This is a genomic window from Amycolatopsis sp. Hca4, assembly GCF_013364075.1.
Lineage (GTDB): Bacteria > Actinomycetota > Actinomycetes > Mycobacteriales > Pseudonocardiaceae > Amycolatopsis.
In genome coordinates, this window is sequence record NZ_CP054925.1 from 6546166 (window position 1) to 6562600 (window position 16435).

The window sequence follows — 16435 nt, forward strand, 5'->3', positions numbered from 1 at the left end:
TACGCCTTGCTCAGGACGGCCGGAACCGGATGCGGGTACCCGGCCGAGCCTGCGCGAGGGCGCCCAGCGCGGCCGTTTTCACGACGGCGGCGACCGGGTAGCCGCCGGTGGTCGGGTGGTCGGCGAGGAACACCACCGGCAGCCCGCTCGGCGGCACCTGGACGGCCCCGGTGACGACGCCCTCGCTGGGCAGCTCGCCTTCGACGGCCCGCCGCAGCGGCGTCCCGTCGAGGCGCAGGCCGACGCGGTTCGACTCGGCCGTGACCGTCCACCCCGCCGCGAGCCCGGCGGCCGGGTCGGCGAACCAGTCCTCGCGCGGCCCGAGCGTCACGGGCACGACGAGCTCGGAGGGTGCCCGGGCGGGCACGACGACGTCCGCACCCGCGGGGATCCCCGGCTCGCCGAGCGGGAGGACGTCCCCGGCGCGCAGCGGCGGCGGGCCGATGCCGGACAGGACGTCCCGTGACCGGCTGCCCAGCACCGGCTCCACCGCGATCCCGCCCGAGACGGCCAGGTAGCAGCGCAGGCCGGTCGCAGGCGTGCCCAGCGTCAGCGTCTGGCCGGCGCGCACCGCCAGCGGCACGTGGGAGCCGGACGGCCGCCCGTCGATCCGGACGTCGACCGCCGGGCCGGTGACCGCCGCCGTCACCGCGGCCGTGAAGCGCACGGAGAGCCCGCCGAGCAGGGCCTCGACGCCGGCCGCGTCTTCGGGGTTGCCGGCGAGCCGGTTCGCCAGCCGCAGCGACGCCCGGTCGAGCGCCCCCGACGGCGCGACACCCAGGTGGGCGTACCCGGGCCGGCCCAGGTCCTCGACCAGCGCGTACCGCCCGGGGTCGAGCACCTCCACGCTCCTCACCGGACGCTCCGGAAGCGCACGCGGTCGCCCGGTGCGAACAACGCTGGCGGGTCGGCGTGCGGGTCGAACAGCGTCGCCGACGTGTGCCCGAGCAGCCGCCAGCCACCCGGTGACTCGCGCGGGTAGACGCCGGTGAACTCGCCGGCGATCCCGACCGAGCCGGCCGGGACGCGGGTGCGCGGCGACTCGAGGCGCGGCTGCCGGAGCGGCGCGGGAAGCCCGGTCAGGTAGCCGAAGCCGGGCGCGAAGCCGGTGAACGCCACGGTGTAGCCGGCTTCGGTGTGCATCGCGACGACGGCTTCGGGCGAGATCCCGGCGTCGGCGGCGATGAGGGCCAGGTCCTCGCCGTCGTAGCGGACGTCGAGGGTGACTTCGCGGGGCTCGTCCGCGGGCGGATGCGTGAGGTCGGCGGCTTCGAGCAGGGCCCGCACGGCCGCGATCCCGCCCACGACGAGCAGGCTGCGCGCGCCGGGCACGAGGTCGACGACCCCGGGCGGGCGCGCGGCCAGCACGGTGGCGTGGGCGGCCCGCATCTGCTCCAGCGAGTCGCAGTCGAGCAGGGCCGCGTCCTCGCCGCACCGCCGCCAGCGCACCGGCCTCAGCCGACGACGCGGTGCAGCAGCGCCGAGGTGTGCGGCTGCATCTCCTGGCCCGCCATCGCCCGCTCCTCGACGTAGCCGAGGGAGCCTTCGATCAGGCCGTACAGGCGCTGGGCCGCGGTGACGTCCTTGGCCGTCGCCGTGCGGATCACCGCGTCGGTGCCGAGCTCCCACGACGTCTGGTTGCGCGGCTTGCCGTAGTACAGCTCGACGATGCCGGTGTTGTGGGTGAGCAGCAGCTCGATCGTGTCGTCCGCCTGCGGCCGCCAGAACCCGGACTCGCGGGCGGCGGGCCGGATGACGTTGCCGTCCTCGTCCAGCAGCCACGCGCGGGACTCGTGGATCAGGAACGGGCGCCCGTCGTGGGAGATCGTCAGCTGCTGCGCGAACTTGTACGGGCCCTCGATGGTCGGGTAGTCGACCTCGCCCTCACCGCGCCAGACACCGACGAGCGGCAGCAGCGCGAGGCAGGCGTCGTTGAGGTTCGGCCCCTCGCGCAGGTTCGCGGTGTCGTTGGGGATGGGCAGGTCGTCCCACAGCGGGAGGTTGCGCGAACGGGTGCTCTCCGCGCGCTTCTCCGCTGCCACGATGGCTTCGTCGCCGCTGGCGGTCATGGGTCAGCGCTGGTCCGCGTACAGCCGGTAGACGACGTACACGGCGAACCAGGTGATCGCGATGCCGGCGAGGACCAGCAGAGTCGTAAAGAAGGCTTCCACGCCCCGCAGAATAGTCGCCCCCGTGCGGAACGGCCCTGCGCAGGGTCGCCGCGGTGAGCACAGTCACCCGGCCGGAAACGCCGCGAAGGCCTCCCTGCCGCAGCAGGAAGGCCTTCGCGGTGCAGCGGGGACTCAGCCGACGGAGATGGCCAGCTGGTGCAGGCCGGGGCCCTCCGCGGTCACGGAAGCTTCGCCGTTGCCGGTGCGGTGCAGGGCGCGGACCGTCCACTCGCCCGGCGCCGCGTAGAAGCGGAAGTCGCCGTCGGCCGAGGAGACGACCTCGCCCGTGAAGTCGCCGCCGCCGTCCAGCAGCCGGACGAACGCGCCGCCGACCGGCCCGTTCGCGCCGGTCACCTTGCCGGCGAGCACGACCTGGCCGCGCGTGTCGAAGTCCGCAGGCGTGGCCTCCTGGGCCGGTGCGCCGCAGCTGTCGTCAACCGCCATCACTTGGCTCCCAACTCGACCGGCACGCCGACCAGCGAGCCGTATTCCGTCCACGAACCGTCGTAGTTCTTGACGTCCTCGTAGCCCAGCAGCTCGTGCAGCGCGAACCAGGCGATCGAGGAGCGCTCACCGATGCGGCAGTAGGCGATGGTGCCCTTGCCCTCGTCGATGCCCTCGTCCTTGTAGAGCTCCCGGATCTCGTCCTCGGTCTTGAAGGTGCCGTCCTCGTTGGCGACCTTCGCCCACGGCACGTTCAGCGCGCCGGGGATGTGGCCGGGAACCTGGGACTGCTCCTGCGGCAGGTGCGCCGGGGCGAGCAGCTTGCCGGAGAACTCGTCCGGCGAGCGGACGTCCACGAAGTTCTTCGACCCGATCGACTGGACGACCTCGTCGCGGAACGCGCGCAGCGACAGGTCCTGGTCCTGGGCCTTGTACTCGGTCGTGTCCCGCTTGACCTCGTCGGAGTTCAGCTCGCGGCCGTCGAGCTCCCACTTCTTGCGGCCGCCGTCGAGCAGCTTGACCTTGTCGTGGCCGTACAGCTTGAAGTACCAGTACGCGTACGCGGCGAACCAGTTGTTGTTGCCGCCGTAGAGGATCACCAGGTCGTCGTTGGAGATGCCCTTCTCCGAGAGGAGCTTCTCGAAGCCCTCCTTGGAGACGAAGTCGCGGCGCACCCCGTCCTGCAGGTCCTTCCGCCAGTCGAACTTCACCGCGCCCCGGATGTGGCCGGCGTCGTAGGCGGTGGTGTCCTCGTCGACCTCGGCGAACACGACGCCGGGGGTGTCCAGGTTCTCCTCGGCCCACTGGGTGGTGACCAGGACGTCTTCACGGCTCATGAGAACAGAACTCTCTTTCTGGGATTGACTCTCTAGGACGCGCGGGCGGGGGTGAAGCGTTTGATGAGCAAGAACATTTCGCAGCCGAGGCAGAAGTCGAAGGCCGCGTTGAGGAAGGCGGCGAACAGCGCGAACGCCGTCGCGACGATGCCGAGCGGGGTGATCCCGGCGGCGAAGCCGATCGTGCCGGCCAGTGCGAACACGAACCCGACGGCCTGGGCGAACCGCAGCGGCGCCGCGTCCTCGCGCTCGTCGGTCGGGCCGAGGCGCGGGGCGACCAGCGTGCGGTAGAGGATCGAGTACGGCGCCGGCTTGAGGCCGACGAAGGCGCCGATGGCGAAGACGACGGTCTGGACCGCCAGCAGCGGCCACCACTGGGTGACCAGCACGACCGCGAGCACGATCGTGGTCAGGATGGCGGCGAACCGCGGGCCTCGCGGGTCGACGGCCGGTCCGGCGGACATGGTGCCTCCAGCTGGAGCAAGGGGTGCGTGCGAACGGCACGCGTCAGCGGCATCAGGGCTGGTGGGGACCGGATCGAAAGGTTCAGCGCCGGTCTGGCTGAACGCGACACAGGCTGCTGCGGACGCGGCAGAGGTCGACTGCGCGTCGCTGCGTCAAGAAGGTGGTCAGCCCGGTCACGGGTGCGAGGGTACCCAGCGCTCTCTCAAGGTGGGAACCACGTTCATACCTTGGGACGATTCCCAAGATCCGGGACAAACCCCGGTCAGGGCGTCCGGGTCGTGAGATGCGGCCGCAGGGCGTCCAGGAGTTCGGGGCCGTTGGGGACGCCGCCGACGCGCAGCAGCTCCCGGCCGTCCGGGGTCAGCGCGATCGTGGTCGGCGTGCGCAGCACGGACAGCGACTGCGCGACCTCCGGCTGGTTCGTCACGTCGAGTTCGACGTGGTGCAGGCCGTCGGTGCGCTCGGCCAGCGGCGCGAGCACGGCCTTCGCGTGCCGACAGGGCGCGCAGAAGGTGGTGGAGATCTGGACCAGCGTCACCGCGGACGCCGGGTCGAGCACGTCGGTGACGGGAGCGGGCAGCTCGCGCGCCGGCTTGGCGTCGCGCACCCGGCCGTTGCGGGCCTTGAGCAGCGCACCGACGGCCGCGGCGGCCACCAGCGTCGCCACGAGCACCCACACTCCCGTCACCGCACCGCTCCCTACTTGCTGAGGTCCGCGAAGGACACGTTGCTCGCCTTGCCCTTGATCGTCACCGATCCGCTCTGCACCCGCACGCCGGTCGGGGTGACCGACAGCGGCAGGTCCTTCGTGTTGATCGAGGCGTTGAAGTTCGGCATCAGCGCCTTCTGGACCGCCGCCGGGACGACGGTGGTCTCCTGGTCGTTCCCGAACTGCAGCCGCTTGGGGAGGAAGTTGATCGTTCCCTTGGCGGCGTCCGCCTCGATCATCGCGAAACAGAAGATTTCCAGATCCTTGCCCGCGAACTGAAGGTGTCCCGAGATGCGGACACCGGTGCTCGACTCGTCCTGGTCGGCCTGGCCCTCGGTGGTCTTCGTCGTGGTCGGCGCGGGCTCGCTCTGGCCGGCGTCGCCGTTTTCGACGTATTCGGTGGTCGACGGCTCGATCCGGAGGTCCTTGATCTTGTCCAGCGGCGAGAGCCGGGCCAGGTCGGCGGCCTTGATGGTGACCGAGCCGGTCAGCTCGCCGATGGTGATCGCCTTCGTGTTGCCGTTCGTGAGGTCGGACAGCGGGGCCTTGACGTCCTCGAGCTCGGCGTTCACCGCGACGTCCTGCAGCTTCTGGGCGACCGGGATGCCGGCGGCGGACACGCTGATGTGACTGTAGTCACCGCCGAGGGCCTGGGTGAGGAACGGGAAGCCGTGGATCGTCACCGACGGGTCGTCGCTCAGCTGCAGCTGGGTGCGCACCTTCTGCGAAATCATGTGCTCGGCGAACGCCGCCGCCCCGAAATCGGCCCCGACCAGCAGCAGGACCAGCACGATCAGTGCGATCACCCAGCGCCGGGCCCGGCGGCCGCGGCGTCGCGCGTCGGGCGTCGGTCCGGGTCGGTCGTCCCGGGTCACGGGCCTGCTCACCATCGCGTCCGTACTCCTGTTCGTCGGGGACACCGGGATTCCTCCAGGTGTGATCGATCCAGCAAGGGTTAGGTGCCCGGCCGTTCAGCCGCTATTCTCACTTAGCACCGACCAACGCCGCTTTGCGGCGACGACTCGAGAAGGCGGTGCGGCTGATGAGCCTGGACCTTCTGGTACTGACTGCGGAGGCCGACGCCACGTCGGTGCTGCCCGCACTGGACCTGCTGCCGCACACCGTACGCGTCCGCGCTCCCGAGGTGACGGCCCTGCTCGACGCCGGCCACCGCGATGTGATCCTCCTCGACGCGCGCAGCGACCTGGCCTCGGCGAAGAGCCTCTGCCGCCTGCTCAAGGGCACCGGCGAGGAAGAGGCGGCCACCCCGATCATCGCCGTCGTCGGCGAAGGCGGGCTCGTCGCCGTGAGCGCCGAGTGGCGCACCGACGACATCCTGCTGCCCACGGCGGGCCCGGCCGAGGTCGACGCCCGGCTGCGGCTGGTGACGACCCGCGACGGCGGTTCCGCGCAGGTCGACGCCGAGCTGCGGGTCGGTGAGCTGGTGATCGACGAGGCGACCTACACCGCCCGCCTCCGCAAGCGCACCCTCGAGCTCACCTACAAGGAGTTCGAGCTGCTCAAGTACCTCGCGCAGCACGCGGGCCGGGTGTTCACCCGCGCCCAGCTGCTGCAGGAGGTCTGGGGCTACGACTTCTTCGGTGGCACCCGCACGGTCGACGTGCACGTCCGGCGGCTGCGCGCCAAGCTCGGCCCCGAGCACGAGCAGATGATCGGGACCGTGCGCAACGTCGGCTACAAGTTCGAGCGGCCGGCCAAGAGCGGCGGGCCGAGGCCGGGCGTGCCCGCCCAGGCCGATGCCCCGGCCGAGACTCCCGAACTCGCCCACTGACGTCCCCACCTTCACCTGGACGCGGCGACAACGTTCGCGTTGCGTCCGGCACGGGTACGGTCGCAGGGTGACCGGAGAGTGGCGGCAGGAACTGGACGAAAAGCAGCTCGAGGACGTCCGCGGGCTGCTGCTGGCCGTGCGGGGAGCGGACGGGCGCCCCGAGGTCGGGCCCGATGGCCCGCTGCCCGGCGAGTTCGACGGCGGTGAGCACCTGGTCGCCTGCGTCGAGGACGAGGTCGTCGGCTACGCGCACCTCGACACCACGGGTGATTCCTTCGGCCACCAGGTCGCCGAGCTGTTCGTGCACCCCGCCCACCGTGGCCGCGGCTACGGCGCGAAGCTCCTTCAGTCGCTCGACGAGCGGGCCGCGGTCGGGTTCCGCGTCTGGGCGCACGGTGACCACCCGGCCGCGCAGAAGCTGGCCGTCAAGACCGGTCTCGAACGCAAGCGCGAACTGCTGATCCTGCACGTCGACGTCGACAGCGCGGTCTGGCCCGAGCCGGTGCTGCGCGAGGGCGTGTCGCTGCGGACGTTCGTGCCGGGCCAGGACGAGGACGCCGTGGTCCGGGTGAACGCGCGGGCCTTCGACTGGCACCCCGAGCAGGGCGCGCTGACCGCCGACGACGTCCGCGCCGACGAAGCCCGGCCGTGGTTCGACGCCGACGGCTTCTTCCTCGCCGAACAGGACGGCGAGGTCATCGGCTTCCACTGGACGAAGGTGCACGAGCCCACCCCCGGCCGGTTCGGCGGCGAGCCCGTCGGCGAGGTGTACGTCGTCGGCGTCGACCCGGCCGCGCAGGGCGGCGGGCTCGGCCGGGCGCTCACGCTCGCCGGGCTGCGGTACCTCGCGAGCCGCGGGCTGCGGCAGATCATCCTGTACGTCGAGGGCGACAACGCGCCGGCTCTGGCGGTCTACACCAAGCTCGGGTTCACCCGTCACGAAACCGACGTCCAGTACGGTCGGTGACCACGGTGGACGCCGTGCAAGCACGTCGTCACTGACGGCAAACGCCCAGGTCACGGCCCGGACACGGCGGCCTCTCGAGCTAGTCGCACTGCTCACATCCCGGGGTCTGTTCACTTTGCGTTCATTTGTTCACGGCCGACCGTCCACCAGCGCTGCCTAATGTCCGGTTCCGGCACGGCGACCTCCGCCGCGGCCGAACCGGTGAAGCTCCTGATGGAGGAAACAGCAGTGAAGATCATGCGGCCCCTGAGCGCGGTCGGCATCGTGGCGAGCGCCGCTCTCGTGCTCGCCGCCTGTGGCACTGACCCCGCGGCGTCCAACAGCAGCAGCTCGAACTCGGCTTCGGCGCCTGCTGCGACCGGCACCGCCGATGTGGAGTGCGGCGGCAAGAGCCCGCTCTCCGCGGAAGGCTCGTCGGCCCAGAAGAACGCCATCGACATCTTCACGCAGGAGTACGGCAAGAAGTGCTCGGGCCAGAAGGTCAACTACAACCCGAGCGGTTCGGGCGCGGGCGTCAAGCAGTTCAACGCCAACCAGATCGACTTCGGCGGCTCCGACTCGCCGATCAAGGACGCCGACGCCGCGGCCGCCAAGGCCCGCTGCGCCAGCGACGCCTGGAACATCCCGCTGGTCGTCGGCCCGATCGCGGTCGCCTACAAGCTGTCCGGGGTGGACAAGCTGGTGCTGACCCCGTCGGTCACCGCCAAGATCTTCAGCGGCGCGATCACCAAGTGGAACGACCCGGCCATCAAGGGCGTCAAGGGCAACGAGAGCCTGAACCTGCCGGACAAGGCCATCCAGGTCGTCTCCCGCTCCGACGAGTCGGGCACCACCGACAACTTCCAGAAGTACCTGGGTGCGGCGGCGAAGGCCGACTGGACCAAGGGGGCCGGCAAGAAGTTCAACGGCGGCGTCGGCAACGGTGCGCAGGGCTCCAACGGTGTCGCGACCGCGGTGAAGGCCTCCGACGGCGGCATCACCTACGTCGAGGGCGCGTTCGCCAAGGACGGCCTGACCCCGGCCCTGATCGACAGCGGCTCCGGCGGTGTCGAGCTCAACTCGGAGAACGTGGCGAAGTCCCTGGACGCGGCCAAGTTCCTCAAGGACGGCTCCAACGACCTCGCGCTCGACCTCAACGGCATCTACGCCAGCAACACCCCGGGTGCCTACCCGCTGCTGCTGACGACCTACGAGATCGTCTGCTCGAAGTACTCGAACCCGGACGTCGCGAAGGCCGTCAAGGCGTTCCTGACGGTCGCCGCCACCACCGGTCAGCAACCGCTGTCCGCCAAGGGCTACGTGCCGATCCCGCAGTCGCTGCAGACCAAGGTCCTGGCCGCGGTCAAGGCGATCTCCTGACCCGGCATTGCGACTGACATCCGAGTGATAGAGGCTGGTCAGAAGTAGCTGATGAGCGAGTCATCCTCGACGCGAACGCCCACCGGCGACCCCGGTGGGCGTTCGTCGTCCGCCACGACGCCCCCGGAGGTCCCGATTTCGGAGCAAGCAGCCCCGCCGGCGGCGCCGCAGCCGCCCGCGGGCGAGAAAGCGAAGAAGGTGCGGCCCGGTGACCGCATCTTCCAGAACCTGACCACCGGGGCCGGGATCTTCGTCGTCGCCCTGATCGGCCTGATCGGCCTCTTCCTGCTGATCCAGGCGATCCCGGCGCTGCAGGCGAACAAGGTCAACTTCCTCACCAACCACGGCTGGTCGACCAACGACCCGGCGAACATGGCGTTCGGCATCCTCGACCTGCTCGAGGTCACCGTGGCGACGTCGCTCGTGGCCCTGGTCATCGCGATGCCGGTCTCGCTGGGCATCGCGCTGTTCCTGACCCAGTACGCGCCGCCGCGCCTCGCGCGGCCGTTCGCCTACGTCGTCGACCTGCTCGCCGCGGTGCCGTCGATCATCTTCGGCCTCTGGGGCATCCTGGTCTTCGCGCCGGCGATCGAGCCGTTCGCGCAGTGGGTCAACGACACGTTCTCGTGGTTCCCGATCCTCGCGCCCGGCAACGTCGCGCCGAGCGTGCGCGGCACGATCTTCACCGCGGGCATCGTGCTGGCCGTGATGATCCTGCCGATCATCACGTCGCTCTCGCGCGAGGTGTTCGAGCGGACGCCGACCCCGCACATCGAGGGTGCGCTCGCCCTCGGCGCCACCCGCTGGGAGGTCATCCGCACCACGGTCCTGCCGTTCGGCAAGGCCGGCTACGTCGGCGCGTCCATGCTGGGCCTCGGCCGCGCGCTGGGCGAAACGATCGCGCTGGCCGTCATCCTGCTGATCCCGCAGGGCAAGAACTTCGACTGGAGCCTCTTCGACGGCGGCGCCACCTTCGCCTCGAAGATCGCCGCCAACTACAGCGAGTTCAATAACGAGGTCTCGGCCGGGGCGTACATCGCGGCCGGCCTGGTGCTGTTCGTGCTCACCTTCGTCGTGAACTTCTTCGCGCGGTCCATCATCGGCAAGAAGGGGGACTGAGCATGTCCACCACGCTCGAAGCTCCCGCCACGACCCCGGCGTTCCAGCAGGTCAGCCTGGGCCGCAAGGTCAAGAACGGGCTGGCGACCACGCTGGTCTGGCTGTCGTTCCTGATCGCCGTCGTCCCGCTGGTGTGGGTGCTCTACACGGTGATCGCCTACGGCATCAAGCGCATCCCCTACAGCAACTGGTGGACCGAGGACTTCGGCGACGTCCTGTCCGACGAGGTCGGCGGCGGCGTGCTGCACGCCATCGTCGGCACCCTGCTGCAGGGCCTGGTGTGCGCGATCATCGCGGTGCCGATCGGCATGCTCGTCGCGATCTACCTCGTCGAGTACGGCCGGGGCGGCAAGCTCGCCAAGGCCACCACGTTCATGGTGGACATCCTCTCCGGTGTCCCGTCCATCGTGGCCGCGCTGTTCATCTACGCGCTGTGGATCACCACGCTCGGCCTGCCGCGCAGCGGCCTCGCCGTTTCGCTGGCCCTGGTGCTGCTGATGATCCCGGTGGTCGTGCGGTCGTCGGAGGAGATGCTGCGGATCGTCCCCGACGACCTGCGCGAGGCGTCGTACGCGCTGGGCGTGCCGAAGTGGAAGACGATCATGAAGATCGTGCTGCCGACGGCGCTGTCCGGCATCATCGGCGGCATCATGATGGCGCTCGCCCGGGTCATGGGCGAGACGGCGCCGCTGCTGGTCCTGGTCGGCTACTCGGCCTACACGAACTGGGACATCTTCCACGGCGAGCAGGCCGCCCTGCCGCTGCTGATGAACAACGAGCGCGTCAGCAACCCGATGGACCCCGGCTCGGTCGGCTTCGACCGGATCTGGGGCGCGGCACTGACGCTGGTGCTCATCATCGCCGTCATCAACCTCCTCGCCACCGTGTTCGCGCGCCTCGTCGCCCCGAAGAAGAAGTGAGCTGTTCCTGATGGCCAAGCGAATCGATGTCAAGGACGTCGACATCTACTACGGCAAGTTCCACGCCGTGGACGGCGTCACCCTGTCCGTGCCGCCGCGCAACGTCACCGCGTTCATCGGCCCGTCGGGCTGCGGCAAGTCGACGGTGCTGCGCACGCTCAACCGCATGCACGAAGTGATCCCTGGCGCCCGGGTGGACGGCCAGGTGCTGCTCGACGGCGAGGACATCTACGCCTCGGCGGTCGACCCGGTGCAGGTGCGCCGCACGATCGGCATGGTTTTCCAGCGCCCCAACCCGTTCCCGACGATGTCCATCAAGGACAACGTCGTCGCCGGGCTGAAGCTGGGTGGCACCAAGGGCAAGAAGACCCTCGACGACATCGCCGAGCGCGCCCTGCGCGGCGCGAACCTCTGGAACGAGGTCAAGGACCGCCTGAACAAGCCGGGTGGCGGCCTCTCGGGCGGTCAGCAGCAGCGGCTGTGCATCGCCCGCGCGATCGCGGTCCAGCCGGACGTGCTGCTGATGGACGAGCCGTGCTCCGCCCTGGACCCGATCTCCACGCTGGCGATCGAGGACCTGATCGGCGAGCTGAAGAAGGACTACACGATCGTCATCGTCACGCACAACATGCAGCAGGCGGCCCGGGTTTCCGACCAGACGGCGTTCTTCAACCTCGCCGGCGTCGGCCAGCCCGGCCGGCTGGTGGAACTGAACGACACGGAGAAGATCTTCTCCAACCCGGACGAAAAGGCCACGGAAGACTACATTTCCGGTCGCTTCGGCTGAGTAGCCGTTGCTGCGGAAGGTCTTTCTCGCCGGCGCTCGGGGTCGGCGAGGAAGACCTTTCGTTTTGTCCTAAGTGGAGCAACGCGAAAGCCCCCGGCCGCGGCCGGGGGCTTTCCCTTTCCGAGACTCAGATGTCGTCGTCGGAGCCGTAGCCCGGCATCTTGCCGGTGACGACGAAGATCATCCGCTTCGCGACCGACACCGCGTGGTCGGCGTAGCGCTCGTAGAAGCGGCCCAGCAGGGTGACGTCGACCGCCGAGGCGACGCCGTACGGCCACTCACGGTCCATCAGGACCGTGAACAGGTGGCGGTGGATGTCGTCCACCTGGTCGTCGTCGGACTCGATCGTCTTCGCCGCTTCGACGTCCTTGGAGTGGATGACCTGCTCCACCTGGCGGGCCAGCTTGACGGCCACCTCGCCCATTTCGGTGAAGTACGGGCGCACCGACTCCGGCAGCACCGGGTCCGGGTGACGGCGGCGCGCGGCCTTCGCCACGTGCAGCGCCAGGTCGCCCATGCGCTCCAGGCTTTCGGCGGCGTGGATCGCCGCGAGCACCGTGCGCAGGTCGGTCGCCACCGGCGCCTGGAGGGCCAGCAGGGCGTACGCCTGCTCCTCGCACTGGGCGCGGGCGTCGTCGACCTTCGAGTCGTCGCTGATCACCTGCTCGGCGAGACTGAGGTCGGCCTCCAGGAGGGCGCGCGTGGCGCGCTCCATGGCGTCGGCGACCTGGACCGACATACCGGCCAGGTGGTCGGCGAGCTGTTCGAGTTCGACATGGTAGGCCTCACGCATGGCCCAACCCTACGGCCAACCGTGACCAAACACCGCATCGCCGGGTGAACCGCACGTGAACCCGGACTAACGATCCTCGCGGATCAGCCGTTCCCGCTGCTCTTGCGGGTGGTCGTCGACTTCGAGCTGCTGCTGCTCTTCGACTTCGACGTGCTGGTCGGCGGCGCCTGCTCGCTCACCGGGATCGGCGCGTTCGGGTCCGGCAGCGGGGTGTTGTTGCGAAGCGCGTCGAACAGGGTCTTCGTCTTGCTGACGACGAGCACCTCGTTGCCGCGGTTGTTGGCCATGCCGACCGTCGGGACGGTGAGGAAGGTGATCTTCGACGGGTCCAGGCCCTTCATCGACTGCGCCAGCGTCATCATCTGCTTGACGCCGAGGTTGTCGCCGAAGGTGGCCTTCGCGAAGGCGGTGATGAAGTCGCTGAGCTTGCCGGGGTCGAGCACGACGTCCGAGGACATGACCTTCTTCAGCAGCGCGCCGATGAACTCCTGCTGCCGCTTGATCCGGCCGTAGTCGGACGTCGGGTCGCCCTTGACGTGCCGCGCGCGCACGAAGTTCAGCGCCTGGTCGCCGGAGATGGTGACGTCACCGGTCTGCAGCAGCACCTTGCCGAGGATGGTGTCGTCGATCGGGATCTCGTTGTGGATGGTGACGCCGTGCACCGCGTCGACCATCTCCTTGAAGCCGTTGAAGTCGATGCCGACGAAGTGGTTGATCCGCAGGCCGGTGATCTGCTGGATCACCTTGGTGACGCACGCCGGGCCGCCGACCGCGTAGGCGGTGTTGAGCTTGGCGAACTTCGCGCCCTTGTAGATCTCGTCGGTGGTCTTGTTCTGCGCCGGGTCCCACTTCTGGCAGTCCGGGCGGTTGATCTCGAGGTCACGCGGGAAGGACGTGACGACGACCCGCTTCCGGTCGGCGGGCACGTGCGCGACCATCACGGTGTCGCTCCGCGCGCCGGGGGTGCTGTCGGCGGTGCCGACGCCCTCCTCGGCGGACGCGCCGTCACGCGTGTCGGAGCCGACCATCAGGAAGTTCTCGTCGTTGGCCTGGGCCGCGGCGTCCTGGATGTCGGAGGAGTTCTCGTCGAGGGCGGAGACCTGGGTGAACTTGGCGTCGAAGTAGGTCTGCGCGCCCCAGGCACCCCCGATCCCCAGGAAGACGAGCCCGGCCACCACGGCGGCGGCGATCCGCCCGAACTGCGCCGACCGCCGCGGCTTCTCCTGCACGGGGCTCAGCGCGGGAGCGGCTTCTTCGGCCTCGGCTTCACCGGCGGTGACCACGCGCTGCAGGGCGGTCCGGGTGCTCTCGATGAGGGAAGCGGGCGAGAGGCGTTCACGGCGTTCCCGCCGCTTGGCCTCTTCGGCTTCCATCTCGTCGTGGGCGGCGGAGAACCGGGCGAGGGTGTGGTCGATCTTGCGACGGTATTGCGTCGCTTCGTCGATCGCTTCCATCTCGTCGGTCATGGTCAGCGGATCGAGAGCAGCCCGAGGCGGAACACCGGGCACCGACCCGTCATCGGCGACACGGCGGCCCGCGGGGCTCTCACCGGTGGCGCGCTGGGGAGCGGCCCCTTCGACGCGGCGGCCGGCGGGGCCCTCGCCGGTGGTGCGCTGAGCGGCGGCCCCTTCAGCGGTGCGGCGGGGCATCGGATTTTCCGCGGTGCGCCGAGGTCCAGGACCATCCGCGGCAGGGCGGCGGCCTGCAGGCCCGTCACCGGCGACAGCGCGCGTAGGAGCGGCCCCTTCGGCGGGGGCTCGGCGAGGCGCCGGGCTGTCCGGCGTGGTGCGCGAGGGCGCGGCGGCCTCGCCGGTGCGGCGGGGTGCCGGACCACCCGCGGCGGCGCGGCGGCCTGCGGGCCCCTCGCCGGCGCCACCCTCACCGGTGCGGCGGGGTGCCGGGCTGTCCGGCGTCGAGCGTTGCGGCGCGCGCCGCGGCGGGGCGTTTTCGGCCTGGGGAGGCTCGGCCGCCGCGCGGCGCGGGCGCCTCGGGGGCTGCTGGGCCGCGGAGGTCTGCTGGGGGCCCGGGTTGGCCGCCGGCGGGCGGCGCTGCAGGGGCGCCTCCGGCAGCGGGGCCGCCGCCGTTGTGCGGCGGGGCTGCCTCGGGCGGGGTGCGCGCGGTTGACGAGTGGCGTCCGTGGGTACTGGGTCTTCAGCGGGACCTTCGGCCGGCCTCTGCGCGCGGGGCTGCGACGGCCGCGGCGGGGCCGGTGGTTCGGCCGCGCGGACGCGTCGTCCCGGCTGGTCCGCGCGGTCCTGCTGCTCGCGGGGCGGCAGCGGCCGGGCACCGGTGGTCCTGGCGACGACGTCGGAGACGCTGATCCCGCCCTGGTCCTCCATCGACCGGCGCCGTCCGGGCCTGGGTCGCGCGGGACCGTCGAGGCGGCGACCGGTTCCCGGGCCGTCGAACTCGTCCGGCACTCGGTCTCCTTTCGCGGGATCGAAGGGTGGCTTCGACTTGGCCGTCTTCCCCCGCAGGAGGTGATCGTTCCCCCGGAGGTTTTCGTTATCGTACGGATACCCCCCGTTCGTGACGACACCCCATCGGAATTTTCTTCACCTTGAGTCGACGAACGGCCGGTGAGCGTCGACAAACGGGTGATACCTCTTGTCGACAGACGGAGTAATACACCCTTTGTGTTACTCAGAGTGGGTCATTAACTGTGTCGTTTGTGTGTCCTGATAGGCGACTTTGTTACGACCGGCGCGTTTCGCCGCATAAAGCTGGACGTCCGCGCGACGCAGCTGGAGCTCCGGCGACGCCGGTGCCCCCGGCTCGTGCGCGAGCCCGGCGCTGATGGTCACCCGCAGCCCCGGCTGCAGTTCTGACCAGGGATGACGGGCGACGCGCAACCGGGCGTCGTCGACGACGCGGACAGCCCGGCCGGCGTCCAGCCCGGGCAGCCACAGCACGAACTCCTCGCCGCCGTAGCGCGCGCAGAAGCCGTCCGGCGGGAGGTCCTCCTGGAGCAGATCGGCGACCCGGCGCAGGACGCGGTCGCCGACGAGGTGACCGTACGTGTCGTTGACGCTCTTGAAGCGGTCGAGGTCGATCAACGCCAGCGTCAGCGGCGGCCGGTCGGTGAACGGTCCGTACAGCCGCTCGTCGAAGTAACGGCGGTTGTAGCTCGACGTCAGCGCGTCGCGGAGACTGCCGTCCCGGGCGATGGCCAGCGCGGAGCGCAGGTGCTGGTAGGCGCGCTGCCAGTCGCCCTGGGTGGCGAAGAGGCCGGCGATGGCCTCGTGCAGGCGGAGCAGGTCCGGCGGCGGCGGGCCGGCCGCCCGGCCGGGCGCGCCGTCGCCCTCGGCGACCATCCCCACCTCCACCACCCCTTGGTTGTCGTCGAGGGGACGGCCGCGCTTGAGGTACCGGTGCGGAAGAAGGTGAATTTCGCTCAAACGGGACTGCGACAGTGACTCTCCGCAGTAATCGGCTCAGAGGCCCGCGAACGGTTCGAGGGTCTTGAGCTGCGAATACTGGTCCTTGGCCCAGTAACTCACATTAGCCGTCGCATCGCTCAGCAACTCCGTGTAGTCGGGCCAGGGAATCCAGCGCCAGTCGCCGACCTCTTCCGGGTTCGGTGCCGGCTCGACGTCGGCCCACGCGGCGAACACCGGGCAGAACTCGTTCTCGACGATCCCCTGGAACGGCGGCGTCCGGTACCGGTAGTTCGGCAGCACGCAGTGCAACCCGGACAGCGACGGCAGCCCGAGCTCGTAGTCCGCGCGCCGCGCGACGGCGTCCTCGAGCTCCTCGCCGGGCGCGGGGTGGCCGCAGACGCTGTTGGTCCAGACCCCCGGCCAGACCTTCTTGTGGAGGGCGCGCTGGGTGATCAGCAGGGCGTTGTCGCTGCGCCGCAGGACGTAGCACGAGAAGGCCAGGTGCAGCCGGGTGTGCTCGTGGTGGCTGGCCAGCTTCGGGCCGGTCTCGCCGGTGGGCACGCCGTCCTCGGTGACGAAGACGACCTGCTCGGTCTCGGGTTCGATCGCGATATCCACGTGTCCCAGTGAACACGACGGCCCTCGGGGCGCCGTACCGCGAGGCGGGTGGGTTACCCGCGGTCCGCCCGGCGG

General features: G+C 70.3%; 18 protein-coding genes. 6 read left to right on the top strand and 12 right to left on the bottom strand.

The annotated features are described in order from the left end of the window. Positions 1-10 precede the first annotated feature (10 nt). The 8 genes from HUT10_RS29315 to HUT10_RS29350 form a co-directional block, all read right to left on the bottom strand. A complete protein-coding gene (locus HUT10_RS29315) occupies positions 11-841 on the bottom strand; it encodes a biotin-dependent carboxyltransferase family protein (protein WP_176178074.1) in 831 nt (276 codons plus the stop codon). Positions 842-852: 11 nt separating this feature from the next. Continuing rightward, positions 853-1449 (bottom strand): 5-oxoprolinase subunit PxpB, encoded by a 597-nt coding sequence (pxpB, locus tag HUT10_RS29320; protein WP_176174150.1) that lies wholly within the window; start codon positions 1447-1449, stop codon positions 853-855. Between the two features lie 5 nt (positions 1450-1454). Continuing rightward, positions 1455-2069 (bottom strand): FABP family protein, encoded by a 615-nt coding sequence (locus tag HUT10_RS29325; protein ID WP_176174151.1) that lies wholly within the window; start codon positions 2067-2069, stop codon positions 1455-1457. A gap of 234 nt (positions 2070-2303) precedes the next feature. Continuing rightward, positions 2304-2615 (bottom strand): DUF1416 domain-containing protein, encoded by a 312-nt coding sequence (locus tag HUT10_RS29330; protein WP_176174152.1) that lies wholly within the window; start codon positions 2613-2615, stop codon positions 2304-2306. Next, entirely contained in the window at positions 2615-3451 is an 837-nt protein-coding gene (locus HUT10_RS29335; protein ID WP_176174153.1) for a sulfurtransferase, read from the bottom strand. The genes HUT10_RS29330 and HUT10_RS29335 overlap by 1 nt, the downstream gene beginning before the upstream one ends. Before the next feature lie 32 nt (positions 3452-3483). Then, positions 3484-3915 carry a DUF4395 domain-containing protein gene (locus HUT10_RS29340; protein ID WP_176174154.1) on the bottom strand — a complete coding sequence of 144 codons (432 nt, stop codon included), beginning with the start codon at positions 3913-3915 and terminating at the stop codon, positions 3484-3486. A 263-nt stretch (positions 3916-4178) separates the two neighbouring features. Then, complete coding sequence (locus tag HUT10_RS29345) at positions 4179-4604, bottom strand: thioredoxin family protein (protein WP_176174155.1); 426 nt, start codon at positions 4602-4604, stop codon at positions 4179-4181. An 11-nt stretch (positions 4605-4615) separates the two neighbouring features. Then, positions 4616-5515 carry a DUF2993 domain-containing protein gene (locus HUT10_RS29350; RefSeq protein WP_176174156.1) on the bottom strand — a complete coding sequence of 300 codons (900 nt, stop codon included), beginning with the start codon at positions 5513-5515 and terminating at the stop codon, positions 4616-4618. A 152-nt stretch (positions 5516-5667) separates the two neighbouring features. Here HUT10_RS29350 and HUT10_RS29355 point away from each other — a divergent pair, with 152 nt between their 5' ends. The 6 genes from HUT10_RS29355 (at position 5668) to pstB (ending at position 11569) form a co-directional block, all read left to right on the top strand. Further along, positions 5668-6417 carry a response regulator transcription factor gene (locus HUT10_RS29355; RefSeq protein ID WP_176174157.1) on the top strand — a complete coding sequence of 250 codons (750 nt, stop codon included), beginning with the start codon at positions 5668-5670 and terminating at the stop codon, positions 6415-6417. 67 nt (positions 6418-6484) lie between these two features. Further along, complete coding sequence (mshD, locus tag HUT10_RS29360; RefSeq protein ID WP_176174158.1) at positions 6485-7384, top strand: mycothiol synthase; 900 nt, start codon at positions 6485-6487, stop codon at positions 7382-7384. Between the two features lie 228 nt (positions 7385-7612). Continuing rightward, complete coding sequence (pstS, locus tag HUT10_RS29365) at positions 7613-8743, top strand: phosphate ABC transporter substrate-binding protein PstS (protein WP_176178075.1); 1131 nt, start codon at positions 7613-7615, stop codon at positions 8741-8743. Between the two features lie 198 nt (positions 8744-8941). Next, the gene (gene pstC, locus HUT10_RS29370; RefSeq protein WP_176178076.1) at positions 8942-9862 is read left to right on the top strand and encodes a phosphate ABC transporter permease subunit PstC; all 921 of its coding nucleotides are present in this window, start codon (positions 8942-8944) and stop codon (positions 9860-9862) included. 2 nt (positions 9863-9864) lie between these two features. After that, positions 9865-10782, top strand: a complete 918-nt coding sequence (gene pstA, locus HUT10_RS29375) for a phosphate ABC transporter permease PstA (protein WP_176174159.1) — start codon at positions 9865-9867, stop codon at positions 10780-10782. Positions 10783-10792: 10 nt separating this feature from the next. After that, on the top strand, positions 10793-11569 hold the full coding sequence (gene pstB / locus HUT10_RS29380) for a phosphate ABC transporter ATP-binding protein PstB (protein ID WP_086862623.1): 777 nt from the start codon (positions 10793-10795) through the stop codon (positions 11567-11569). Between the two features lie 127 nt (positions 11570-11696). Here the strand turns inward: pstB and phoU are convergent, their stop codons facing one another. The 4 genes from phoU to idi all read right to left on the bottom strand — a co-directional run bounded on the left by phoU (position 11697) and on the right by idi (position 16360). Then, positions 11697-12362, bottom strand: a complete 666-nt coding sequence (gene phoU, locus HUT10_RS29385) for a phosphate signaling complex protein PhoU (protein WP_176174160.1) — start codon at positions 12360-12362, stop codon at positions 11697-11699. Positions 12363-12445: 83 nt separating this feature from the next. After that, complete coding sequence (locus tag HUT10_RS29390; RefSeq protein ID WP_176174161.1) at positions 12446-13828, bottom strand: LCP family protein; 1383 nt, start codon at positions 13826-13828, stop codon at positions 12446-12448. 1173 nt (positions 13829-15001) lie between these two features. Then, a complete protein-coding gene (locus HUT10_RS29395; protein ID WP_176178077.1) occupies positions 15002-15676 on the bottom strand; it encodes a GGDEF domain-containing protein in 675 nt (224 codons plus the stop codon). Between the two features lie 120 nt (positions 15677-15796). Continuing rightward, positions 15797-16360: an isopentenyl-diphosphate Delta-isomerase gene (gene idi / locus HUT10_RS29400; protein WP_176174162.1), complete on the bottom strand. Its 564-nt coding sequence runs from the start codon at positions 16358-16360 to the stop codon at positions 15797-15799. Between the last annotated feature and the right edge of the window lie 75 nt (positions 16361-16435).

What these genes read in the sequence shown, in the direction of transcription:
- HUT10_RS29325 (WP_176174151.1), bottom strand. Translation starts at nt 2,069, where the DNA reads ATGACCGCCAGCGGCGACGAAGCCATCGTGGCAGCGGAGAAGCGCGCG.
- HUT10_RS29330 (WP_176174152.1), bottom strand. Translation starts at nt 2,615, where the DNA reads ATGGCGGTTGACGACAGCTGCGGCGCACCGGCCCAGGAGGCCACGCCT.
- HUT10_RS29335 (WP_176174153.1), bottom strand. Translation starts at nt 3,451, where the DNA reads ATGAGCCGTGAAGACGTCCTGGTCACCACCCAGTGGGCCGAGGAGAAC.
- HUT10_RS29340 (WP_176174154.1), bottom strand. Translation starts at nt 3,915, where the DNA reads ATGTCCGCCGGACCGGCCGTCGACCCGCGAGGCCCGCGGTTCGCCGCC.
- HUT10_RS29350 (WP_176174156.1), bottom strand. Translation starts at nt 5,515, where the DNA reads ATGGTGAGCAGGCCCGTGACCCGGGACGACCGACCCGGACCGACGCCC.
- HUT10_RS29355 (WP_176174157.1), top strand. Translation starts at nt 5,668, where the DNA reads ATGAGCCTGGACCTTCTGGTACTGACTGCGGAGGCCGACGCCACGTCG.
- pstA (WP_176174159.1), top strand. Translation starts at nt 9,865, where the DNA reads ATGTCCACCACGCTCGAAGCTCCCGCCACGACCCCGGCGTTCCAGCAG.
- pstB (WP_086862623.1), top strand. Translation starts at nt 10,793, where the DNA reads ATGGCCAAGCGAATCGATGTCAAGGACGTCGACATCTACTACGGCAAG.
- phoU (WP_176174160.1), bottom strand. Translation starts at nt 12,362, where the DNA reads ATGCGTGAGGCCTACCATGTCGAACTCGAACAGCTCGCCGACCACCTG.
- HUT10_RS29390 (WP_176174161.1), bottom strand. Translation starts at nt 13,828, where the DNA reads ATGACCGACGAGATGGAAGCGATCGACGAAGCGACGCAATACCGTCGC.
- HUT10_RS29395 (WP_176178077.1), bottom strand. Translation starts at nt 15,676, where the DNA reads ATGGTCGCCGAGGGCGACGGCGCGCCCGGCCGGGCGGCCGGCCCGCCG.